At 65.3% G+C, this 21,871-nt stretch carries 14 protein-coding genes; 6 read left to right on the forward strand and 8 right to left on the reverse strand.

Annotated elements, in window-relative coordinates:
• Nucleotides 1–405: 405 nt before the first annotated feature.
• The gene (locus Azoinq_RS02315) at nucleotides 406–1,170 is read right to left on the reverse strand and encodes a 3-hydroxyacyl-CoA dehydrogenase (RefSeq protein WP_216126930.1); all 765 of its coding nucleotides are present in this window, start codon (nucleotides 1,168–1,170) and stop codon (nucleotides 406–408) included.
• A 339-nt stretch (nucleotides 1,171–1,509) separates the two neighbouring features.
• On the opposite strand from Azoinq_RS02315, the gene Azoinq_RS02320 reads away from it, so the two are divergent.
• Nucleotides 1,510–2,568 carry an AraC family transcriptional regulator gene (locus tag Azoinq_RS02320; protein ID WP_216126926.1) on the forward strand — a complete coding sequence of 353 codons (1,059 nt, stop codon included), beginning with the start codon at nucleotides 1,510–1,512 and terminating at the stop codon, nucleotides 2,566–2,568.
• Between the two features lie 75 nt (nucleotides 2,569–2,643).
• Here the strand turns inward: Azoinq_RS02320 and Azoinq_RS02325 are convergent, their stop codons facing one another.
• The 3 genes from Azoinq_RS02325 to Azoinq_RS02335 all read right to left on the reverse strand — a co-directional run bounded on the left by Azoinq_RS02325 (nucleotide 2,644) and on the right by Azoinq_RS02335 (nucleotide 6,063).
• Nucleotides 2,644–2,850: a YbdD/YjiX family protein gene (locus Azoinq_RS02325; protein ID WP_216126923.1), complete on the reverse strand. Its 207-nt coding sequence runs from the start codon at nucleotides 2,848–2,850 to the stop codon at nucleotides 2,644–2,646.
• Complete coding sequence (locus tag Azoinq_RS02330) at nucleotides 2,843–4,906, reverse strand: carbon starvation CstA family protein (RefSeq protein ID WP_216126920.1); 2,064 nt, start codon at nucleotides 4,904–4,906, stop codon at nucleotides 2,843–2,845. Before Azoinq_RS02330 ends, Azoinq_RS02325 begins: the two co-directional genes overlap by 8 nt.
• A gap of 500 nt (nucleotides 4,907–5,406) precedes the next feature.
• On the reverse strand, nucleotides 5,407–6,063 hold the full coding sequence (locus Azoinq_RS02335; protein WP_216126918.1) for a TetR family transcriptional regulator: 657 nt from the start codon (nucleotides 6,061–6,063) through the stop codon (nucleotides 5,407–5,409).
• A gap of 185 nt (nucleotides 6,064–6,248) precedes the next feature.
• Between Azoinq_RS02335 and Azoinq_RS02340 the strand changes: the two genes are divergently transcribed.
• From Azoinq_RS02340 to Azoinq_RS02350, 3 genes are read left to right on the forward strand one after another with little or no spacing between them, the layout of a single operon-like run.
• Nucleotides 6,249–7,403, forward strand: a complete 1,155-nt coding sequence (locus Azoinq_RS02340; protein WP_216126915.1) for an efflux RND transporter periplasmic adaptor subunit — start codon at nucleotides 6,249–6,251, stop codon at nucleotides 7,401–7,403.
• A gap of 14 nt (nucleotides 7,404–7,417) precedes the next feature.
• Nucleotides 7,418–10,564, forward strand: a complete 3,147-nt coding sequence (locus tag Azoinq_RS02345; protein WP_216126913.1) for an efflux RND transporter permease subunit — start codon at nucleotides 7,418–7,420, stop codon at nucleotides 10,562–10,564.
• Nucleotides 10,561–12,024: an efflux transporter outer membrane subunit gene (locus Azoinq_RS02350; RefSeq protein WP_216126911.1), complete on the forward strand. Its 1,464-nt coding sequence runs from the start codon at nucleotides 10,561–10,563 to the stop codon at nucleotides 12,022–12,024. The genes Azoinq_RS02345 and Azoinq_RS02350 overlap by 4 nt, the downstream gene beginning before the upstream one ends.
• 729 nt (nucleotides 12,025–12,753) lie before the next feature.
• Here the strand turns inward: Azoinq_RS02350 and Azoinq_RS02355 are convergent.
• Complete coding sequence (locus Azoinq_RS02355; RefSeq protein WP_216126909.1) at nucleotides 12,754–13,998, reverse strand: HD-GYP domain-containing protein; 1,245 nt, start codon at nucleotides 13,996–13,998, stop codon at nucleotides 12,754–12,756.
• 196 nt (nucleotides 13,999–14,194) lie between these two features.
• On the opposite strand from Azoinq_RS02355, the gene Azoinq_RS02360 reads away from it, so the two are divergent.
• Together Azoinq_RS02360 and Azoinq_RS02365 are read left to right on the forward strand one after the other, a co-directional pair.
• Nucleotides 14,195–15,883, forward strand: coding sequence for a sensor histidine kinase (locus Azoinq_RS02360; RefSeq protein ID WP_216126907.1), 1,689 nt, complete (start codon nucleotides 14,195–14,197; stop codon nucleotides 15,881–15,883).
• On the forward strand, nucleotides 15,880–16,251 hold the full coding sequence (locus Azoinq_RS02365) for a response regulator (RefSeq protein ID WP_216126905.1): 372 nt from the start codon (nucleotides 15,880–15,882) through the stop codon (nucleotides 16,249–16,251). Before Azoinq_RS02360 ends, Azoinq_RS02365 begins: the two co-directional genes overlap by 4 nt.
• 9 nt (nucleotides 16,252–16,260) lie before the next feature.
• Here Azoinq_RS02365 and Azoinq_RS02370 read toward each other — a convergent pair whose 3' ends face one another.
• From Azoinq_RS02370 to Azoinq_RS02380, 3 genes are read right to left on the reverse strand one after another with little or no spacing between them, the layout of a single operon-like run.
• Nucleotides 16,261–19,542 carry a hybrid sensor histidine kinase/response regulator gene (locus Azoinq_RS02370; protein WP_216126903.1) on the reverse strand — a complete coding sequence of 1,094 codons (3,282 nt, stop codon included), beginning with the start codon at nucleotides 19,540–19,542 and terminating at the stop codon, nucleotides 16,261–16,263.
• Nucleotides 19,543–19,566: 24 nt separating this feature from the next.
• Nucleotides 19,567–20,712, reverse strand: a complete 1,146-nt coding sequence (locus Azoinq_RS02375) for an FIST signal transduction protein (protein WP_216126900.1) — start codon at nucleotides 20,710–20,712, stop codon at nucleotides 19,567–19,569.
• Complete coding sequence (locus Azoinq_RS02380) at nucleotides 20,709–21,782, reverse strand: HD domain-containing phosphohydrolase (RefSeq protein ID WP_216126894.1); 1,074 nt, start codon at nucleotides 21,780–21,782, stop codon at nucleotides 20,709–20,711. Before Azoinq_RS02380 ends, Azoinq_RS02375 begins: the two co-directional genes overlap by 4 nt.
• Nucleotides 21,783–21,871: the final 89 nt, after the last annotated feature.

The following is a 21,871-nucleotide window of genomic DNA, read 5'->3' on the forward strand; positions in this document are numbered from 1 at the left end:
GAATCGGCGCCAGGCGCCGAAGGGACGCACCGGGGTGAGCCGGCGCAGAAAACAATGGGAGCGGACGTGGGGGAAAGGGGAAGGAGGCGGGGGCCCCCCCCGGGACATCGGCAGGGCTGGAGGGTGGAAAAACCATCAGTACCCTGCCAAAAACCGGCCGGAAAGGGGCGTGGTTGCTGCATCTAGCCCAGCACCCCGGGCCCTGCCCCGTGGATCGGGCCGATGGGCCTAGCCCCGTCCCCCAGCCTTAAGGGCCGGGCCGAGCTACCCCACTAGGCCGCTCCACCTGATGGGACGGGCTTCACCGGAGGGGCCCGCCCGGGCTTGAGCCTTGGCACGCTCCGGGGCGATTTCGCCCCCGTCCCTGGCTTTCCTGCCCTTCCCTTGCTTTTCCCTTGCCCTGCCTTACTTGGCGGCCATGCGAATGGCCCCATCCAGACGGATCACTTCCCCGTTCAGGTAGGGATTGACCAGGATGGCTTCCACCAGGGCCGCGTATTCCGCCGGTTTGCCCAGCCGGGAGGGGAAGGGCACCATTTTTCCCAGGGCTTCCTGGACTTCCGGGGGCATGCCCAGGAGCATGGGGGTTTCCATAATGCCCGGGGCAATGGTCATGACCCGGATGCCGGAGCGGGCCAGTTCCCGGGCCACGGGCAGGGTCAGGGCCACAATGCCCCCCTTGGAAGCGGCGTAGGCGGCCTGGCCCAACTGGCCTTCGTAGGCCGCCACGGAGGCGGTGTTCACCATCACGCCCCGCTCCCCGGTGGCCAGGGGTTCCTTGGCCATGAGCCGTTCCGCCGCTAGGCGGATCATATTGAAGGTGCCCACCAGATTGATCTGAATGACCTTGCTGAAGCTTTCCAGCCGATGGGGGCCTTCCCGGCCCACCACCTTTTCCGCCGGGGCAATACCGGCGCAATTCACCAGGCCCCGGAAATCCCCCAGGACTTCCGCGGCATCGAAGGCGGCCCGGGCGCTGGCCTCGTCGGTCACGTCCGTGGCCACAAAACGGGCGTCCGGGCCCAGTTCCTCGGCCATGGCGGAGCCAGCTTCCCGGTTCACATCCGCCAACACCACCTTGGCCCCCTTGCCCAGCAACATGCGGGCCGTAGCCGCCCCCAGACCGGAGCCACCGCCGGTCACCACAAACACCTTATTTTGAATTTCCATTGTCCTTGTCTCCTTCACCGAAAATGGGGACCGGCCTGGGTCCGGCGCCAGGGCACCCTCTGGGCCCGCCGCCCGGCTTGGACCGGTTTTTGTGCGTCAGCCAGTCTAGGGAAGGGCCGCCCGGGGGCCCATGCCGGAAGCGCTCAAATGGGGTGATAGAATTTGCCAGATAGGAGTTGGCTGCCCGCCCCCAAAACCAGGAGATGGGGGCTTGCCGTGCCGCCGCTCAGGCCCCGCCAGGCGCCGGGCATCGAACCACGCCCCCGCCGCCCAGCGCCCCTGGGCGGATTGCTGCCCCCATTTCCCAACCACCTTCCCCGACCCTTCCCCTCTTCCACCATGCCCCCCCGCCCCGACGCTCCCGACAAAGGCACCATCGCCATCGCCTTCGTCCATGAGGCCCTGGCGGAAGTGCGGCGGCGGGGGCTGGAGGAGGGGCCGATTCTGACGGCGGCGGGCATTTCTCCAGAACTGCTGCACACGGACCAGGCCCGGGTATCCTCGGAACGCTACGGCCTACTCTGGCACGGCATCGCCCAGTTGCTGGACGATGAGTTTTTCGGCATGGACCGGCACCCCATGAAAACCGGCAGCTTTACCCTGCTGTGCCACGCCGTGCTCCATGCCACCACCCTGGAACAGGCCCTGCGCCGGGCTCTGCGCTTTCTCCGCCTGGTGCTGGACGGGCTGGCCGGGGAGCTGGTGGTCCAGGGGGAAACGGCCACGGTGCGCCTCCTGGAACCCGGATCGGCGGCGGACGCTCCGCCCCGCCGGGCCTTTGCCTACGGCACCTTTCTCCTCATCGTCCACGGCCTGGCCTGCTGGCTGGTGGGGCGGCGCATTCCCCTGAGCCGGGCGGATTTTCGATGTGCCGAACCGGCCTACAGCGGGGAATGGCGGGTGCTGTTTTCCCCCCAGCTGGCCTTTGACCAGCCCTGCTCCGCCATTCACTTTCCCGCCCATTACCTGGCCATGGCCACGGTGCCGGACGAGGGGGCCATGCGCCAATTCCTGCGCCGGGCCCCGGCCAATTTCCTGATCAAATTCAAGAATAGTGCCGGGCTCACCGCCCGCATCCGGCGCCGCCTGCGGGAAATTCCCCCGGAGGCCTGGCCCGATTTCGACACCCTGGCCCGGCGCCTGCACCACTCCCCCGCCACCCTGCGCCGCCGCCTGGAAGGGGAAGGCCAGACCTACCGCAACATTAAGGAAGACCTGCGCCGGGATCTGGCCATTTACCTGCTCTGCCACTCCCCCAAATGCGTGGCGGAAATCGCCGCCGATCTGGGCTTTGCCGAGGCCAGCGCCTTTCATCGGGCCTTCAAGAAATGGACCGGGGCCCGGCCCGGGGAATACCGGCAAAGCCTCCGCCCCCCGGCCACGCTGGCCGGTCGCTAAAAAAAAACGCCGGCGTCAAAGCCGGCGTGGGGAGGGCCGCCGGGCCTTTAAGGGCCGGCGGTTACAGGGGCACCCCTAGCAGGGGCATTTGCTGATCTTGCCGTTCTTGCCCGGATAGCGGGCATCCTGGCAGGCCCGGAAAAACTCCACCTCGGTCATGACCTTGTGGCCCGGATGGCATTGGGCCATGTGGGCCACATAGGTGGGGTAATCCTGCACCCCCACCATGAGCCGAGCGGTGCGGGCCGCTTGGCCCGCGAAATAGCGCAGTTTTTCAAGCATGGGCAGGCTCCCGGCGTTGGGGTTCCGACTCTTTCACCGTGGCGTGGGAAACGGCCAGGGCCTTGAGACCGGCCCGGATGCCGAAAAACACCATGCCCAGCACCACGGCCATGAAGAGACCGGTGAGAGTGGCATCCACATAGTCGTTGAAAATGATCTGTTGCATCTGGCCCAGATTCTTGGCCGGCGCCAGCACTTCTCCGCTGGCCGCCGCCGTGGCGAACTTGTGGGCGTGGGTGAGGAAGCTGATCTTGGGATTGGCATCGAAGAGCTTTTCCCAGCCCCCCAACAGGGTCACGATGAGGAGCCACACCGTGGGCACCAGGGTGACCCAGAGGAAGCGTTCCTTCTTCATCTTCACCAGCACCACGGAGGCCAGGATCAGGGCAATGCCCGCCAGCATCTGATTGGCGATGCCGAACAGGGGCCAGAGGGTGTTAATGCCCCCCAGGGGATCCACCACCCCTTGGTAGAGGAAGTAACCCCAGCTGGCCACGGCCAGGACGGTGGCAAGGAAATTGGCCGTCCAGGAATCAGTCCGGCCCAGGGGCTTGATAAAGCCCCCCAGCAGATCCTGAATCATGAAGCGGGTCACCCGGGTGCCCGCATCCACGGTGGTGAGGATAAACAGGGCTTCAAAGAGGATGGCGAAGTGGTACCAGAAGGCCATCATGGCGTGGCCGCCGATCACCTTGGAAAGGATGTGGGCCATGCCCACGGCCAGGGTGGGAGCGCCCCCGGCCCGGGAGAGGATGGAGTTTTCCCCCACCGCCTGGGCCGTCTGGGTCAGCATGTCCGGGGTAATGACAAAGCCCCATTGGGAAATCACCTGGGCCGCTTCCGCCGCCGTCTTGCCGATCACCGCCGCCGGAGCATTCATGGCGAAGTAGAGCCCGGGTTCCAGCACACTGGCGGCAATCAGGGCCATGATGGCGACAAAGGACTCCATGAGCATGGCGCCGTAGCCGATGGCCCGGGCGTTGGCCTCATTGTCCAGCATCTTGGGGGTGGTCCCGGAAGACACCAGGGAGTGGAAGCCGGACACGGAACCGCAGGCGATGGTGATGAACAGGAAGGGGAACAGGTTGCCGGAGAACACCGGACCGGAACCGTCGATGAAACGGGTCACCGCCTGCATTTGCAGGTCCGGGGCCACAATACAAATCCCCAGGGCCAGGGCCGCGATGGTGCCGATTTTCAGGAAGGTGGACAGGTAATCCCGGGGAGCCAGGAGCAGCCACACGGGCAGCACGGAGGCGATAAAGCCGTAGGCCATCATGGCCCAGGCCAGGGTTTCCCCGTTCAGGGTAAACCAGGGGCCGAAGGTGGGGCTCTTGGCAATGTCACCGCCGTAAATCAGGGCCAGCATGAGCAGGACAAAGCCGATGACGGACATTTCCCCGATCTTCCCCGGCCGGATAAAGCGGCAATAGATCCCCATCAGGAGGGCGATGGGAATGGTGGCGGCAATGGTGAAGGTACCCCAGGGGCTGCCCGCCAAGGCCTTAACCACCACCAGGGCAAGCACGGCCAGGAGAATGACCATGATCATCAAAATGCCCACGGAGGCAAACAGGCCGGGCACCGGCCCCAGTTCCGTACGGATGATTTCCCCCAGGGACTTGCCGTCCCGCCGGGTGGAAATAAACAGAATAATGAAATCCTGGACCGCCCCGGCAAACACCACCCCGGCCAGAATCCACAGGGTACCGGGCAGATAGCCCATCTGGGCGGCCAGCACCGGGCCCACCAGGGGACCGGCCCCCGCAATGGCGGCAAAGTGGTGGCCGAACAGCACCCATTTATGGGTCGGCACATAGTCCAGGCCATCGTTCAGGCGTTCGGCGGGGGTCAGGCGGTGGGGGTCCAGCTCCACCACGGTTTTCGCCAGAAAGCGGCTATAAAAGCGGTAGGCGATGGCGTAAACGGCCAGGGCGGCAGCCACCAGCCAGATGGCATTAACGCTCTCGCCTCGATTCAGGGCCACCACGCCCAGGGATAGGGCACCGCCCAGGGCAATGGCGGACCACAATAAGGTTTGTTGGAGTTTTCCCATGTCTCTCTCTCGGTAAAGCGGGCCCCAAGGGCCCACAATGTTGCCGGCGTAAAGCCGGAACCTCCTGTCGGGGGACCGCGTCGCCGAGGGATGGCCGGAGACGGCCCCGCGTCCGGGTGGCGCACGCGGGGGGAACGGAAGGGCAGCCGGGATGGGGCAGAGCTTCCGACGGTGAAGGGGAAAGAAGCCCAGTCAGGCTCCTATCCTGGGGAAGGGGTATACCCCAGGGAAAGTCCCCTGACAATGAGGGCTATCCCCTAGGATTGGCAGCCTTCTCCAGGGGGCACAGGGACGCTTGAGAAAAGACACGGAAGAGCGCCCCGGCAAGGCCAAGGGGAAGGGGCCGGGAAAGAATGGGGCAGGGCACCCCGCCCCCGGCCAGACGCGGGAAAAGCGGCCCCCCTTCCCTGCCCAAACGGGAGGAGCAGGGGGCGCTCAGGTCTTGGACTTAAGTCTTGAAATCAAATCTTGGCCTCAGCTCTTGGACTGAGGCCTGGAACTCAGGCTTTGGCAGCGGCCAGGGGCGCGGCGGCAGGGACGGGGGCCGGGCGCCGCAGATTGAGGTGGGTATGGATACGGCGAGGCACATCCAGCTGTTCCCCCTCCGCCTCGGGCAGGGAAATCCATTGGTTGAACAGGCCGGTGATAAAGGCTAGGGAATCCGCCGCCATTTCCTCCGGATCCAGGCCCGGGCGCAGTACCCCCTGGCTAGCCGCCTTTTGGTAAGCCAGACCCAGCTTGTGTTTAAAATCGCTGCAAGGCTCATTCACCACCTGGAGCACGGGGGTGAATTCCTCCACATATTCGCAGCGCAGCATCATGATTTCAAAGGTCTGCCGGGCATGGGGGGAAGCTTTCAGCAGACGGAAAAACTCCAGCATGGACGCGGCGATACCCTCCAGGGCATCAGGGAATTCATCGGATAACAGGGCCGCATCCGCCGCCTGAACCCCCTGGGTAAATTCGTCCCGCACGGCAAAAAACAACTCCGCCTTATTGGCGAAGTGCCAATACACCGCCCCCCGGGTGACCCCCGCTTCCTGGGCCACCTTTTCCAGGGAACTGCGGCTCACGCCGCAATTGTGGAAAACGCGGCGGGCCGCGTCGAGAATCTGCAAGCGGGTCAGCTCCGCTTCCGCTTTGGTTTTCCTGGCCATGATGCCGTCTCTCCTCCGTAGCCCCAGTATCGGGGCGGCTTCGGGGCTGCCTGCGCCAGACGAAAAGGCTGGCGCAAGGGCGATACTCTTTGTCTGATCCGACACAGTTTCGGACAGCCCGCCGCTTTACATACAACCGTGATTGTATATAATTCTGCGCTGTATTGCCAATAATGGAGAATTCCATGTTTCGCCACCCTCAACGGAAGAACGCCCCCTACCCCGCCCTCGCTGCCGCCGCCCTGGTGGCCGCACTGACCCTGGGCTGCTCCAAAGCCCCGGACGGCCAGGGCCAGGCCATGCCCCCCCTGCCCGTCTCAGTCCTCAGCGTCCAGCCCACCCAGGTCCCCAACGCCATTGAAATCATGGCCCAGACCGAAGGGGCCAAAGAAACGGAAGTCCGCCCCCGGGTGGGCGGCATCCTAATGAAGCGGCTCTATGAAGAAGGAGCCCCCATCAAGGCCGGTCAGCCCATGTACCAGATTGACCGGGCCCCCTACGAAATCGCCCTGGCCAACGCCAAGGCCAGCGCCGACCAGACGGCCCGGGAAGAAGCCCGGCTGAAGGGCCTGATTGCCCAGCAAGCGGTGAGCCAGAAGGAATACGACGATGCGGTTTCGGCCAATGAAATGGCCCAGGCCAATTTGCGCAACGCCCGGCTGAATCTGTCCTGGACCACCGTGGTGGCCCCGGTGTCCGGTGTCTCGGGCCGCTCCAACAAGTCGGAAGGCAACCTGCTGACCATTTCGGATGCCCAGGCCCTCACCTCCATCTACCAGACCAACCCCATCTGGGTGCGCTTCGGCCTGTCGGATAGCGACATGGCCAAACTGCCCCAGGGCCACATCACCCCGAAAAACGTCACCGGGGTGGAACTGGTCCTGCCGGACGGCACGGTGTACGACAAGAAGGGCAAGCTGAACTTCACCGCCAGCAATATCGACACCGCCCTGGGCACCCAGCAACTGCGGGCCGAATTCCCCAACGGGGATAACCGGCTGCTGCCCGGCCAATACGTCAAGGTGCGCCTGATCACCGGTATGCGGGACGGGGCCTTCCTGGTGCCCCAAGGCGCCGTGATCCAGAGCGACCAAGGGTCGGTGGTGATGGTGGCGGATGCCCAGAACAAGGTGGCCCCCCGTCCCGTGCAGACCGGCAACTGGCTCGGACAGAACTGGGTGATCCTGGGCGGCCTCAAGGCCGGTGACCGGGTCATCATCGACAATCTGATGAAGCTCAAGCCCGGTGCCACCGTGGTGCCCCATCCGCCCCAAGCGGCAGGTGCCCCTGGCGCCGCCCCTGGTGCTCAAGCCGCTCCGGCCAAGCAGCCCAAGGCCTGAGCGGAGACTAAACCATGTCAAAGTTCTTTATTAACCGCCCGATTTTCGCGGCGGTCATCTCCATCATTATCGTCATCGCCGGGATCATGGCCTCCCGGGTGCTGCCTATCGCCCAGTACCCGGACATCGCTCCCCCCACGGTGATTATTTCCGCCTCCTACCCGGGGGCTTCCGCGGAAACCCTGGCCAAGACCGTGGCTGCGCCTATCGAGGAGCAGCTTTCCGGGATTGAGCACTTGATGTACTTCAATTCCACGGCGGCTTCCAACGGCACCCTGACCATCACCGCCACCTTCGAGGTGGGTACGGATGTGGATATGGCCACGGTGAACGTCAATAACCGGGTGAAGATCGCCGAACCCCGTCTGCCCGACGTGGTGCGTCAGTACGGCGTGACGGTGCAGAAGCGTTCCAACGACATCCTGATGGTGGCTTCCATCACCTCCCCGGACGGCAGTCGGACGCCTCTCTACCTGTCCAACTACACCCTGGTGAATATCCTGGACGATCTGAAGCGCATCCCCGGGGTCGGGGACGCCCAGATTTTCGGCGCCCTGGACTACTCCATCCGGGTGTGGCTGAAGCCGGACCGGATGGCCCAGCTGGGGGTGACCACCACGGACATCGCCAACGCCATCACCGCCCAGAACAAGCAGAACGCGGCAGGTAAGATCGGCCAGGAACCGGCGCCCAACGGCCAGCAGCTCACCTTTACGGTGACCGCCAAAGGCCGCCTGGTGACCCCGGAACAGTTCGGCAATATCGTGGTCCGGGCCAAGGGTCCCCAGGGGGTGTTGTACCTGAAGGACGTGGCCCGTATTGAACTGGGCGCCCAGAACTATGATGCCTCCACCTCCCTGCTGGGCAAGCCGGTGGTGGGCGTAGGCATCTTCCTCCAGTCCGGGGCCAACGCCCTGGAAGTGGCAAGCGCCGTGCGGGCCAAGATGGAGGAACTGAAGCAGAAGTTCCCCAGCGGGGTGGATTACGTCGTCCCCTTCGATACCACCAAGTTCGTCGATGCCTCCATCCATGAAGTGGTCCACACCCTGGTGGAAGCCCTGATCCTGGTGGCCATCGTGGTGTACGTGTTCCTGCAAAACTGGCGCGCCACCCTGATTCCCATGATCGCCGTACCGGTGTCCCTGGTCGGCACCTTCGCCGGGCTCTGGGTCTTCGGCTTTTCCATCAACACCCTGACCCTGTTCGCCATGGTGCTGGCCATCGGGATCGTGGTGGATGATGCCATCGTGGTCCTGGAGAACGTGGAACGGCTGATGTGGGAAGAGAAAATGGCGCCCAAGGCGGCAGCCATTGAGGCCATGCGGGAGGTATCCAGCGCCGTGGTAGCCATTGTGCTGGTGCTCTGCTCCGTGTTCATCCCCGTGGCCTTCCTGGGCGGTATCGCCGGGGCTCTGTACAAGCAGTTCGCCGTGACCGTGGCCATTGCCGTGACCCTCTCCGGCATCGTCGCCCTGACCCTGACCCCGGCCCTGTGCGCCCTGCTGCTGCAAACCAAGCACGAGGAACACACCCTCTTCAAGCCCTTCAACCGGCTCTTTGAGCGCTTCACCAAGTCCTACACCACCACGGTGAACAAGACCCTGCACCACCGCATCATCGGCGCTACGGCCAGCACCATCATCGTCGGCGGCTGCATCCTGCTGTTCCGTCTGGTGCCCGGCGGCTTTGTGCCGGCGGAAGACCAGGGCTACCTGATCAGCGCCCTGATGCTGCCGGACGGGGCCAGCCTGCAACGGACCCGGGCCACCGGGGAGCAGTTCCGTTCCATGATCACCCAGGATCCGGGGGTGGATAAGGTGTTCGTCATCGCCGGTAACGACATTATCGGTGGCGGCGTCAAAACCAACGCGGGTACGGTCTTCATCCCCCTGAAGGATTGGGATCAACGGAAGACCGGGGCGGACGATCTGGCCAAGAAATTCACCGGCATGGGCATGATGCTGCCGGACGGTCTGGGGCTGGTGTTCAATCCCCCGGCCATCCGGGGCCTGGGCTCCGCCGGCGGTTTCGAAGCCTATATCCAGGCCCGGGGGGACAGCGATCCCATGAAGCTGGCCGGGGTCATCAAGCAGTTCATGGACGGCCTGAAGAAGCGGCCGGAGCTGGTGGGCATCAACACCTTCTTCCGCCCCACCTCGCCCCAGTATTACGTGGAAGTGGATGAAAGCAAGGCCATTTCCCTGGGGGTGTCGGTGGCGGACGTCTATACCACCCTCCAATCCACCATGGGCGCCTTTTACGTGAATGACTTCAACCTGAATGGCCGGACCTACCGGGTCCAGCTCCAGGCGGATGCCCCATTCCGTAGCAAGCCGGAAGACCTGGGCAAGATGTACGTCCATTCCGACAACGGAGACATGATTCCCGTCTCCGCCCTGATCAAGACCAAGCCCGTGGTCGGCGCGGAACAGCTGGAACGCTTCAATGGCTTCCTCGCCGCCAAGGTGCTGGGCAATTCCCTGCCCAACATCAGTACGGGGGAAACCATCAAGATCGTGGAAGAGGTGGCCAAGGAAACCCTCCCCGCCGGCTATGAGCTGGCCTGGACCGGCCAAGCCTTCCAGGAAAAGCGTACCGGCTCCACCTCCGCCATCGCCTTCGGCTTCGGTATTGTCATGGTGTTCCTGATCCTGGCCGCCCAGTACGAAAAATGGTCCCTGCCCCTGGCGGTAATCATGGCCGTGCCTTTCGCCCTCTTTGGGGCCCTGGTGGCAGTGCTGTTGCGGGGTATGCCCAATGACATCTACTTCCAGATCGGCCTGGTGGTGCTAATCGGCCTGGCCTCCAAGAACGCCATTCTGATTGTGGAATTCGCCGCCCAGAAACGGGCGGAAGGCATGGGCGTGCTGGAGGCTGCCCTGGAAGGGGCCCGCCTCCGCTTCCGCCCCATCGTCATGACCTCCCTGGCCTTCATTCTCGGGGTCTTCCCCCTGGTGATTTCCACCGGGGCCGGCGCCGCCGCCCGGAAGTCCATGGGGACGGGGGTGTTCGGGGGCATGATGGCCGCCACCTTTATCGCCACCCTGTTCATCCCCATGTTCTTCACCTGGATGACCGGTCGCAAGCCGACCCACCGGCCCGGGGACAAGACCCTGGAAAAACCGGAACAGGGCCCGGACCAAGAGGAGAAATCCGAATGAAATCCCTAAGCCAAACCCCAGCCGTCTTTCCCCTGAAGCGGGGAACGGCGGCGGCCCTGACGCTCCTGGCCCTGGCCGGGTGCGCCGTGGGTCCTGACTACAAGCGCCCCGCCACCGCCCTGCCCCAGGCCTACCAAGAAAACCAAGCCACGGCGGAAAGTACCGCCCCGGTGGAAGCCCAATGGTGGACCCTGTTCCAGGACGCCACCCTGAACGATCTGGTGCAGCAGGCCCTGGCCAACAACACGGACATGCTCACCGCCGTCGCCAAGGTAGAAGAGGCGGACGCGGTAGCCCGTCAGGCCGGTGCCGCCCTGTTCCCAGAAATCGACCTGGACGCCAACGGCAACCACAGCCGGGCCAGCCAAATGGCCAACAACCAGGTCAACAACCCGGTAACCAAGGATACCAAGGTGGGCCTCTCCACCTCCTTTGAACTGGACGTGTGGGGCCGCCTGCGCCGGGCCAAGGAAAACACCCTGGCCCTGTCCCTGGCCAGCCGCTACAACCAGGATACGGTGAAGCTTTCCCTAGCCGGTCTGGTGACCCAGTATTACCTGCAACTGCGGGCCCTGGACGCGGAACTGGCGGTGACCCGGGATGCCATCCAGACCCGGGAAACCAGCCTGAAAATCACCCAGGCCAAGCTGGCCCGGGGCCTGGTCTCCCCCATCGACGAGCAACAGGCGGTGGGCGCCCTGGCCGCCGCCCAGGTTTCCCAAGCCCAACTGGTGCAACAGCGGGCCATCGCCGAGCATCAACTGGGGGTCCTCACCGGCAAGCTGGATCTGAAGCTGGCCGCCGGGGATCTGCGCCAGCTGCCCCTGCCCCCCCTGCCCCCCGCCGGCCTGCCTTCCAGCCTGCTGGAATCCCGGCCTGACGTGCGGCAGGCGGAAGAAAACCTGGTGGCGGCCAATGCCAAGATCGGCGCCGTCAAGGCCACCCTCTTCCCCAAGCTGACTCTGACGGCGGGAATCGGCAGCGAAAGCGCCGCCCTAACCAACCTGTTTTCCTCCAAGGCGGGAACCTGGGCCCTGGGCCTGGATATTCTCCAGCCCCTGTTTGACGCGGGCCTGCGCTCCGCCCAGGTGGCTCAGGTAACGGCCCAGCAGAAACAGACCGCCGCCGGTTACGTGGCCACCCTGCGCACCGCCTTCAAGGAGGTGAATGACGCCCTGGTCACCGTGCGTCAGACCAAGGAAGCCAACACCGCGTTGGAAACCCAGGTGCAAGCTACCCGCAAGGTGCAGCAGCTAGCCACGGTACGCTATCAGGCGGGCTACGTGGCCTATCTGGACGTGCTGGATGCCCAGCGCACGGCAGACGACGCGGCCATCAGTTACATTACCAACCGTCAGGCCCAATTGCAGGCCGCCGTGGATTTGTTCAAAGCTCTGGGCGGCGGCTGGAAAGATGAACTGATCGCCAAGAGCGAAGCCCGGCCGGGCAAGGGCAGCTAAAGCCCACCGGCGGTTCCGGCAGCCCCGGACCGCCGCCCATCAACACTGGCAGCGCCCCCGCATCGGGTCTGCCGCAAAAGAAAGGGGAAGGCCTTAGCCTTCCCCCTCTTTCCCCCGAGGATCGGCCTGTGGCGGGCCGGTCCTTCTTTTCCCGGATCGTCTCCTTGCGGAGCGATCCGGTTTTTTTTTTGCCCGGATTCCCCGGTCAAGCCCCTTGTTCTAGGACGCCAGACCATCCGGACCAAGCCCGGAAACCCGGGACAGCCGCCACCTTACCCCATTCCCCGCCCCTCGGCTGGACGCCGATTAGCTACCTAGCCGGGGGAAAAAGCTTAAGAAAAGTCAGCAGGAAGGCGAAAAAGAGCGGCAAAGGGGGAAAATCGAGGGAAAAGGGCACCCAACCTGCGACACACGGCGCCATAAAGCGGACCGGAAGGCCCGAATTCCAACTTGATCCAACCCGACCCAACCCCGTACACGCCCCGTATCCCAGCCCGGCCCTGGCCCGGCCGCCTGACCGCCCTGGCAGGGAAAGCCCCAGTCGTTTCCGCAGAAAAAAGACGAACGGAGCCAGGAGCATCAAGGGCTACAGGGGGGTAACCCTTGGCCGAAGTTAGGCCGACGCTTGCCCCTTCCCCCGGCAGTCCGACAACGCCCTTCCGGCAACCCACCGGCGCTGGCACCAGCCCCCAGCAAATCTCCCCGCTAGGGAAGCCGCCCCGCCTCGCCTTAGGGCCGCCCTTCCACGCAGTAATCCAGCCGTCCCCGGGGAGCCAGATATTCCACCACGGCCAGGGGTAGGGTGCGGGGGTTCAGGGCCTGTTCCACCTTCAGATCCGCTTCTTCCAGATCCACCATGAGGGCTTCATTACGGGGAATATCCGGGTCATGGACCAGCACCAGGGGGCGCAGCAGGCGGGCCCCGTCACTTTCGATGACCAGCCCCACGGTGCCGTTGGAAAGGGCGACGAAGCTGCCCGGGGGATAAACCCCCAGGGTTTTGATGAACAGGGGCAGGAGGGCCGGGTCAAACGCTCCCCCTTCCCGCTTGAATATCTGGGCCAGGGCTTCCGCCGGGGTCGCGGCCAGCTTCAGATCAAAGGGATTGCAGAGATTGTCGTAACGGTTGGCAATGGCCGCCAGCCGGGCAAGACGGGGAATGCGCTCCCCCGCCAGCCGGTTGGGAAAACCTTCCCCGTCCCAGCGCTCGTGGTGGCAGGCAATCACGTTGCGGGCCGCCACCGCCAGGTTTTTTAGCCCGGCCACGGCCTTGATGCCGTAACCGATGTGGGCCCGGTAGAACTCTTCCTCCGGCGGGGTGCGGCTGGCCGCCCGCAGAATGCGGGGAGGGATTTCCGTCTTGCCCGCGTCGTGGAGCAGGCAGCCCAGGGCCAGAGCCCGCATTTCCTCCCCGGACAGTTCGGCGCTTTTGCCCAGGAGCAGGGCCAGCATCATCACATTCAGGGAATGGAAAGCCAGGCCCCCGTCCCGGCTCGGCTGATTCACCAGTTGAACCACCGCGCTGCGGGCTTCCAGCAGGCCGGACACCACCCGCTCCGCCAGGGCCTGGGCGTCCACCAGGGCTTCGGCGGGACGGCCGGGCAGGCGCTGGAAAACGGTTTCCAGGCGGGCCGCCTCCTGTTCGTACTGCCGTTCCCGCCGGGCCAGGGTTTCCCGCTGGTGCCGCACCCGGTCGATGCGCCGCTGCTTTTCGTCCAACATGCCCGCCAGGGCCGCCGCGCCGAAATCCAGCTCCTCCCCTGCCTCTGACTTGGCAGCCTCGGGCAGGGGCCGGGCGGTGCTGCGGCCCGGGTCCCAGACCACTTCCTTAATGCCCATTTCCCGCAGGGCCCGAATCTGCTTGGCGCTGGTCAGGCGAAATTCATTGAAGAGAAAGGGATGGCGAATCCAGCCCAGGGAAGCGAGGGAAATGAAAATGCCCGGTTGCAGGCGATCGACGCTCAAAGACGGCATGGAAGACTCGGGGAAAAAAGGGGAGCCCCGCCATTTTAGTGCACAGCTTGGAGAAAACGCGGCAATATCGGGGGTGAGCCAGGTGGCCAAAGGGGGGCGGCGGACGTAATATGCTTATGTATTAACGCTTTTCTCCCCCACCTTGTCTGCCCACCGTCCTTCCTCCCCGTCCTCTTCGCGCCCGCCGGAGCCTGACATGACTTCGACCTCCTCCGCCTCCCGCCGCAGCCGGCAGCTGGTCTGGCTTTTCGCGGGAGCCCTGCTGGCCCTCACCTGGTTCGCCATTCTCTACAAAATCCAGACCGAGCGGACCCGGGAAATCGACAATATCAACCGGGCCAATCTGAATCTGGCCAGCTCCCTGGAAGAACACACCCTGCGCACCTTGAAGGAGGTGGATCAGGCCGTACTGTTCCTCAAATTCCGCTACGAAAAGGAAAAGGGCCGGGTGCCGATCCGGGAATATGTGCAGGAGGGCATGTTGCTCAGCAACCTGTTCAACCAGATGGGCATTATCGACGCCCGGGGCATGTATATCCTGTCCAGCCTGCCCCGGCACCAGGTTATCGACCTGTCGGACCGGGAACATTTCAAGGTGCACCGGGAACGGGACTGCCATTGCCTGTTCGTCAGCAAGCCGGTGCTGGGCCGGGCCTCGGGCAAGTGGTCGATCCAGCTCACCCGGCGCATCAACCGGCCGGATGGCAGTTTTGACGGGGTGGTGGTGGTGTCCCTGGACCCCTTTTATTTCATCAAGCTGTACGGGGAAATGGACCTGGGCCGCCAGGGGGTGATTGCCCTGGTGGGCCAGGACGGCATTGTCCGGGCCCGCCGCTCCGGGGATCAGGTGTCCGTGGGCCAGGACCTGCGCTACACCCATTCCCCTCTCATCGCCCAAGCCAAAGACCAGACCCAGGGGGTTTATCACGCGGACAGCAGCATCGACCACATCCCCCGCTTTTACGCCTTCCGCCGCCTCCCCGATTACCCCTTTGTGGTGCTGGTGGGGGTAGGGGAAAAGGAAGCCCTGGCGGATTACCACAACCGGGTGCGCACCTATCTGCTCTTCGGCCTGTTCACCAGTCTTACCATCCTGGCCTTTTCCCTGGCTTCCCACCGGCTCATTGTGCAGCTGATCCGGGCCCGTAACCGGGCGGAGGAAGCCAACCAGCTCAAATCCGAGTTTCTCGCCTCCGTTTCCCACGAGCTGCGCACCCCCTTAAACGGCGTCATCGGCTATGCGGAACTCCTGGAAGACGGCCTGCCCCCGGGGGACAGCCAGCGGGAATACGCCCAGACCATCCGGGAAAGCGGCAATCACCTGCTCCATCTGGTCAATTCCATCCTGGATCTGGCCAAGGTGGAGGCGGGGCGCCTGGAACTGGATAACCAGCCCATCTGTCCCCAGGCCCTGGCCCACAGCGTGGTGGCCGCCCACCAGCCGGAAGCCGGACACAAAGGCCTCCATCTCAGCCTGGAAACAGCCCCGGACCTGCCCCCCCGCCTCAGCTGTGATCCCCTGCGCCTGACCCAGGTGCTCAACAATCTGGTCCATAACGGGGTGAAATTCACGGACCAGGGTCAGGTCACCCTGATCCTGGAGCGGGAAGGGGATCGGCTGCGCTTTACGGTGCGGGACACGGGCCCGGGCATCCGCCCCCAGGATCAGGAACTGATATTCGAGAAATTCCGTCAGGCGGATGTGTTTCTCACCCGCCCCCACCAGGGCGCCGGCCTGGGCCTGGCCCTCTCCCGCCAACTGGTGGAACTCATGGGGGGCCACCTCCGGGTAAAATCCCAGCCCGGTTCCGGTAGCGATTTCTTCTTTTCCCTGCCCGTGGCGGGACCGGACGCCCCCCTCCCCCCCTCCGGAGACCGATCATGATAGTGCTGGTGGTAGACGACCAGGAAATCAACCGCAAGTTACCCCTGGCCATTTTAAAGAAGCAGGGCGTGGCAACGGCGGAAGCCGCCGACGGGGAGGAAGCCCTGGCCCTGCTGGCCCGGGCGCCGGAAATCCGCCATATTCTCCTGGACGTGAGCATGCCCGGCTTAAGCGGCACGGAGGTCTGCCAGCGCCTGCGCAGCCAGGCGGACGGCGGGCGTTACCACATCGTGGCCTACACCGCCCACGCCTTCGATAACGAAACCCGGGCCATTATGGCGGCGGGGTTTGACCGGCTGCTGATCAAGCCCATCAACCGGGCCAGCCTGCTCCAATCCCTGGGCCTGGAAGAGCACCCGGCCCCTTAAGCCCGAGCCTCAGTGTTCCGCCGCCCCCGGGGAACTTTCCAGCCGGGCGGCCAGGGCCCGGTTCAAAGCCTCCAGCTCCCGGGTCAGGGCCTCCAGCGACGGCACCGGGCTCCCGTTTTTCACCGCCTTTTCCACCGCCGCCGCCCCGTCCACCACCGGACTGGGGCCAAAATTGGCCGCCGCTCCCTTGAGACTGTGGGCCAGACGACCCAGGGTAGCCCAATCCTCCGCCGCCCTGGCCGCGGCCATGGTGCCCAGATCCGCCACCGACTGTTGCAAAAACAGGGTGCCGATAATTTCCAGCACTTCCCCATCCGCCCGGGCCAGCAGGCTGGGGTAATCCACGGGAGCAGACACCGGGCTTACAGCGAGGGCGGAGGCTGGCGCGGAGGGGTCCTTGGCCTTGCCTAGCCCGTCGCCAAGGTCCGATCCCTTTGCCTGAGCCCCCCCTTCCCCGTTGAGGGAGGACGCCCCAGGAGGCCGGGCCTTTGGCGCACCGGACCGGGCCTGGGCCGCCCCCGCCGTGCCGGAATGCCCCAGCAGGGCCTCCACCCCTTCCAGGGTCAGGGGTTTAGCCAGACAACCATCCAGCCCCGCCGCTTTTGCCCGCTGCCGGATATCCGGCGCCAGATCGGCGGATAGGGCGTAGATGGGCAGGGGGGCGCTTCCCTCCGCCGCCTCCCGCTCCCGAATCTTGCGGGTGGCGGCCAGGCCGTCCAGCACGGGCATCTGCACATCCATGAGGACCAGATCAAAGGGTTCGGAAGCCGCCAGGGCCACGGCCTGGGCCCCGTCCTCCGCCAGACGCAGGCGGTAACCCGCCCCTTCCAGCAGAGCCTGGGCCAGGCGCCGGTTCACCGGATTGTCGTCCGCCACCAGAAGGCGGGGGGAAGCCCCCGGGGCGGGCACCTCGGCCGCCGGAGGGGACAGCCAGACATCGGCCAGGGCCTCCGGCAGCAGGGGACGGGAGAGCAGCACCACCCCGGGCCAGTCCTGGACCCGAGCCGCCAGACGCCCTTTGGTCAGGGCCCCGCCCAAGAGCACCGCCCAGGCCCCCTGCCCCGCCCCCCCCTGGTCCCGCCACTGCTGCAACAGCCGCCAGGCCCCGTCTTCTGGCCAATCCCCATCCAGCACCAGCCGCTCCCCGGAATGCGGGGGTGCCGCCAGGGCCTGGACCAGCCCCTCCGGCCCGGCCGCCAGACAAACCTCCCCGCCCCATTGTTGTATCCAGGGCGCCAGGGCCCGGGCCCGATCCCCGTCCTGGAGCACCAACCAAACCCGGACCCCGCCCAGGGCCGGGCCCGGGCCTGGGGACAGGTCTTCCCCTGCCAGGGGCAGGCTGAAATGAAAGCAGCTACCTTCGCCCAGCCGGCTTTCCACCCAGATTTCTCCCCCCATCAGGTCCATCAGACGGGAGCAGATGGTGAGCCCCAGGCCCGTGCCCCCGTAGTGGCGGGTGGTGGAGCTGTCCCCCTGGGTAAAGGGGGAAAAAATGTGGGCGCATTTTTCCGGGGCAATACCAATGCCCGTATCCTGAACCCAGCCCCGCAGGCAGACCCGGCCCGGGCCTTCCCGGGTAATGCCCAGGCCCAGGGTGACCCGGCCCGTTTCCGTGAATTTCACCCCGTTGCCCAGGAGATTGACCAGCACCTGGCGCAGCCGGCCCGGGTCCCCCACCAGACGGGCGGGCAGATCGGGGGCCAGATCGGCGCCCAGCACCAGGCCCTTCTGCTCCGCCTTGAGGGCCACGGTGGCCAGGGCCCCCGCCGCCACGGTCTGGGGATCGAAGGGCACGGCTTCCAGTTCCACCTTGCCCGCCTCGATCTTGGAGAAATCCAGGATGTCGTTAATGATGTCCAGCAGGGATTCGGCGGAGGCCTTCACGGCCAAGAGATATTCCCGCTGTTCCCCGTCCAGGGCCGTATCCAGGGCCAGATCGGTCATCCCCAGAATGCCATTCATGGGGGTGCGGATTTCGTGGCTCATGTTGGCCAGGAATTCGCTCTTGGCCACATTGGCCGCCTCCGCCGCCTCCTTGGCCTGGAGCATTTCCTCTTCCCAGCGCTTGCGCTCGGAAATATCCAGAATGGAGCCCACCAGGCCCCGGATGCTGCCGTCCGGCCGGGTCAGCACCGCCTTGCTGAAAATGGCGTGGCCCCGGCTGCCGTCGGGCTTGAGAAAGTCCGCCTCATAGACCTGACTGCCGCCCCCCGCCACCATCAGGACCCGGTCCTGGTCCGCGTGGGTACGGGCCATATCCTCCGGCAGCACGTCGAACACCGTGAGCTGGGCCTCTGCTTCCAGGGACTGGCCGAAAAATTCCGCGCAGGCCCGGTTAATGCCCTGGTAATGGCCCTGGGTGTCCTTGAAATAGAGAGGCACGGGGACGGATTCCACCAGCTGGCGGGTGAGCAGCAGCTGTTCGTCCAGCCGTTCCTCCGCCACCTTGCGGTCCGTGATGTCGGTGCGGATGGCGATGTACTGGTAGGGCCGCCCCTGGTCGTCAAGAAAGGGCACGATGGTGGCGTTGACCCAGTAGAGGGAGCCGTCCTTGTGCCGGTTGCACATTTCCCCCTGCCATACCCGGCCCTGGCTGATGGTGCGCCACAGGGTGGCGAAAAAGTCCTGGGGGTGTACCCCCGAATTGACCAGCCGGTGGTTTCGGCCCACCAGTTCTTCCCGCCCGTAACCGCTCAGTTCGCAGAACTTGTCATTGGCGTAGGTGATGACCCCGTCCACGTCCGTAATGCTCACCACCGCGTGCTGGTCCATGGCGAATTTCTGCTGGGCCAGGGCCCCGTTCAGCTCGTGGAGGCGGCGCTGGCTTTCCCCCTGCTCCCGCACCAGCTGGCCCACCAGGGCCGCCAGGGTTTCTAGATTGGCCTCCCCTTCCGCCATGGGCGGCAGGCCAGCCTCCGCCAGCAGCCGGTTCACCGTCTGGCCCAGGGAATCCATGGCCCCCTGGCGGGTTTCCAGATCCTGGCGCAGCCGGTCATTGGCGGAAACCAGCTCCTGGGAGCTCAGGTCCAGGCTGCGGGTACGCAGGGTCAGATCCCGCTCGCTCTGGGCATAGGCGGTGGAAACGGCCTGGAATAGGCCTTCCAGGCCGGCCATGGCTACCGCCAGGCGCGGCGGGGTGTCCCGCCGCGCCCCCAGTTCCAGAAGTTCTGCCAGGAGACTGCGGCATTCCTCCTCGTCCGCCACCCCCAGGGTGCGGCGCAGCTGGCGCAGCAGCAGCCGGTGCAGGGCGTTATCCGGCGGCAGGCCGGAGGGTGGGAGAACGGGGGACATGGAAGGACTCCCGGGCAGAGGGCTTCACCGCTCCGCCCACAGGGAAACAGTCATGGTCTGGTTGTGCAGGCGGCCATAATTGGCCCCGTCCAGGGGACTGATTTCCCCGTAGGCGTAAAAGCCGGTGAGGGGCACCCCGTGGCCTACCACGTCGGCCACCGCTTCCACCTCCTCGTCGGTCTGGGTGCCCATGACCACCCGCCGCCCCACGCAGCTCACCAGCAGGGCCAGCTGGGGGGGCACACCCAGGCGGGTGGCAGCGGACTTGGCGGCCCACAGGGCCCCGTCCACCAGGGCATCCCGACTGGCATGCATGAGCCGGAGATAGCCTTCCGGATCGATTTCCCCGGCCAGAATCATGCTGCCCTGCTGCCCATCCACCCCCAGGACGGAACGGATCAGGCCCGAACATTCCCGGTTGCGGCCTTCCATGGCCAGGGGGAAATGGAGGGCGGAGGCGGGCAGATCCACCGCATAGTCCCCCAGATAGCGCTTGTACACCTCCAGGGCCGGCTCCCCATCCAGTTCGTAGAGCACGTTGCCGGCACAGCGGGTCACCCGGCGGGCCGGGCCAAAGGGAGTCCAGCCGCCGAAAGCCCCGTAGCCCAGCTGCAGGGCCGAGCCATAAAGGCCCACCGCCACCAGATGGGTGGTACTGGGCCCCTGGTTAGACAGCACCCAGGTCTGGCGGAAGGCCGTACCGTCCCCGGCCAGACCGCCGATGATGGGCAGTTGGTCCCCCAGCACATCGGCCAGCCCCGCCACCACCGCACTGCCATTGACCCGTACCCCCTGGGCGAAAACCAGAACGGCGTCCAGCTCCGGCCCCACCAGCTGTTCCCCCAGGCGCATGCCCGCCGCCCGGGATTCCCCCATGTGGCTCAGTTCCGTCACCGCCTGGCGCACCTGGGTGTGGTCGAAATGGAGGGCGGTGACAGTGGCGGCCCCGGTCATGGCGCCACCGGGTACGATTTCCCCCGCCGTGCTGCATCCCGCCAGGCAGGCCTTGGGAAAGGCCTGGGCCAGGACTCCGGCCAGTTCACCGGCGATAAAGTGTTCCGGGGCGGCAAAGACCAGCACCAGCTGGGGGTCCATGTCCTGCCAGCCCTGCCATTGCAAGGGGGTCAGGGGGCCGCCGCCGTGGGCCCATTGTCGGACTTTGAGGGTCATGAAGGATTGTCCTTATCGGCTTCAGGCTCGGGCCTGTCCCCGTATTGGTCCCGGATGGTCAGTACCGCCCCCCAGTCATCCAGGAAGGCGTTCACACAGCGGGGATCGAAGTGGCTGCCCGCCCCTTCCTTTAACAAAGCTACCGCCTTTTCCAGGGGCCAGGCCGGCTTGTAAGGGCGCACCGAGGTCAGGGCGTCGAACACGTCCGCCACGGCGGTAATGCGGCCAAAGAGGGGAATGGCTTCCCCCGCCAGCCCTTGGGGATAGCCACTGCCGTCGAATTTTTCGTGGTGGCTGTGGGCGATTTCCGCCGCCGCCTGGAGCAGGGGGGAACGGCCCTGGCTGAGAATGTCGTGGCCCAGGGCCGCATGGCGCTGCATGATGCGGAATTCATCCGGGTCCAGGCGCCCGGGCTTTAAGAGAATGTGGTCCGGAATGCCCACCTTGCCCACGTCGTGCATGGGGGCGGCGGCCAGGAGCAGTTCCAGGGCCGCTTCGTCCAGGCCCAGATGGCGGCCGATGAGGCGGGCGTAGCGGGCCATGCGCAGAATGTGGGCCCCGGTTTCCGGGTCCCGGTATTCCGCCGCCTTGGCCAGACAGATGATGGTTTCCTGCTCCCGGGTCACCAGGGAGGCGGTGGCCTTGGCCACCTCTTCCGCCAGCCAGGCCGCCCGGTCATGGAGCAGGCGCTGGCTGCGGCGCAGTTCGCAGAGATTGCGCAGGCGGGCGAGGAATTCGGCCTTATCCACCGGCTTGGTGAGGAAATCGGAGGCTCCCGCCTCCAGGGCCTGGTAGCGCACTTCCCGCTGTTCATTGGCGGTGACCATGAGCAGAGGCACGGTTTCCATGCCGGGCATGGCGCGAAAACGGCGGATAAATTCCAGGCCGTCCGGGGCGGGCATCATGTAGTCCACCACCACCATGTCCGCCTGGCCTTCGGCGCACCAGGTCAGGGCTTCCCCGGAGCGGGGAAAGCACCATATCCGGGTTTCCGGGATGCGTCCGGCCAGGGCCTTGAACAGAGCCAGATTAATTTCCGCATCATCGACGATGACGATGTTGAGCAGCACGGCGCCTCCAGGGCAGAAGGGGTGGGAGCTGCCCCCGGGGCACCGGCCAGGGTGCGAATGGGGCCGGAGTCATTATCCCCAATTCCGGG

The organism is Azospira inquinata (genome assembly GCF_018905915.1).
In the GTDB taxonomy this organism is placed as follows: Bacteria; Pseudomonadota; Gammaproteobacteria; order Burkholderiales; family Rhodocyclaceae; genus Azospira; species Azospira inquinata.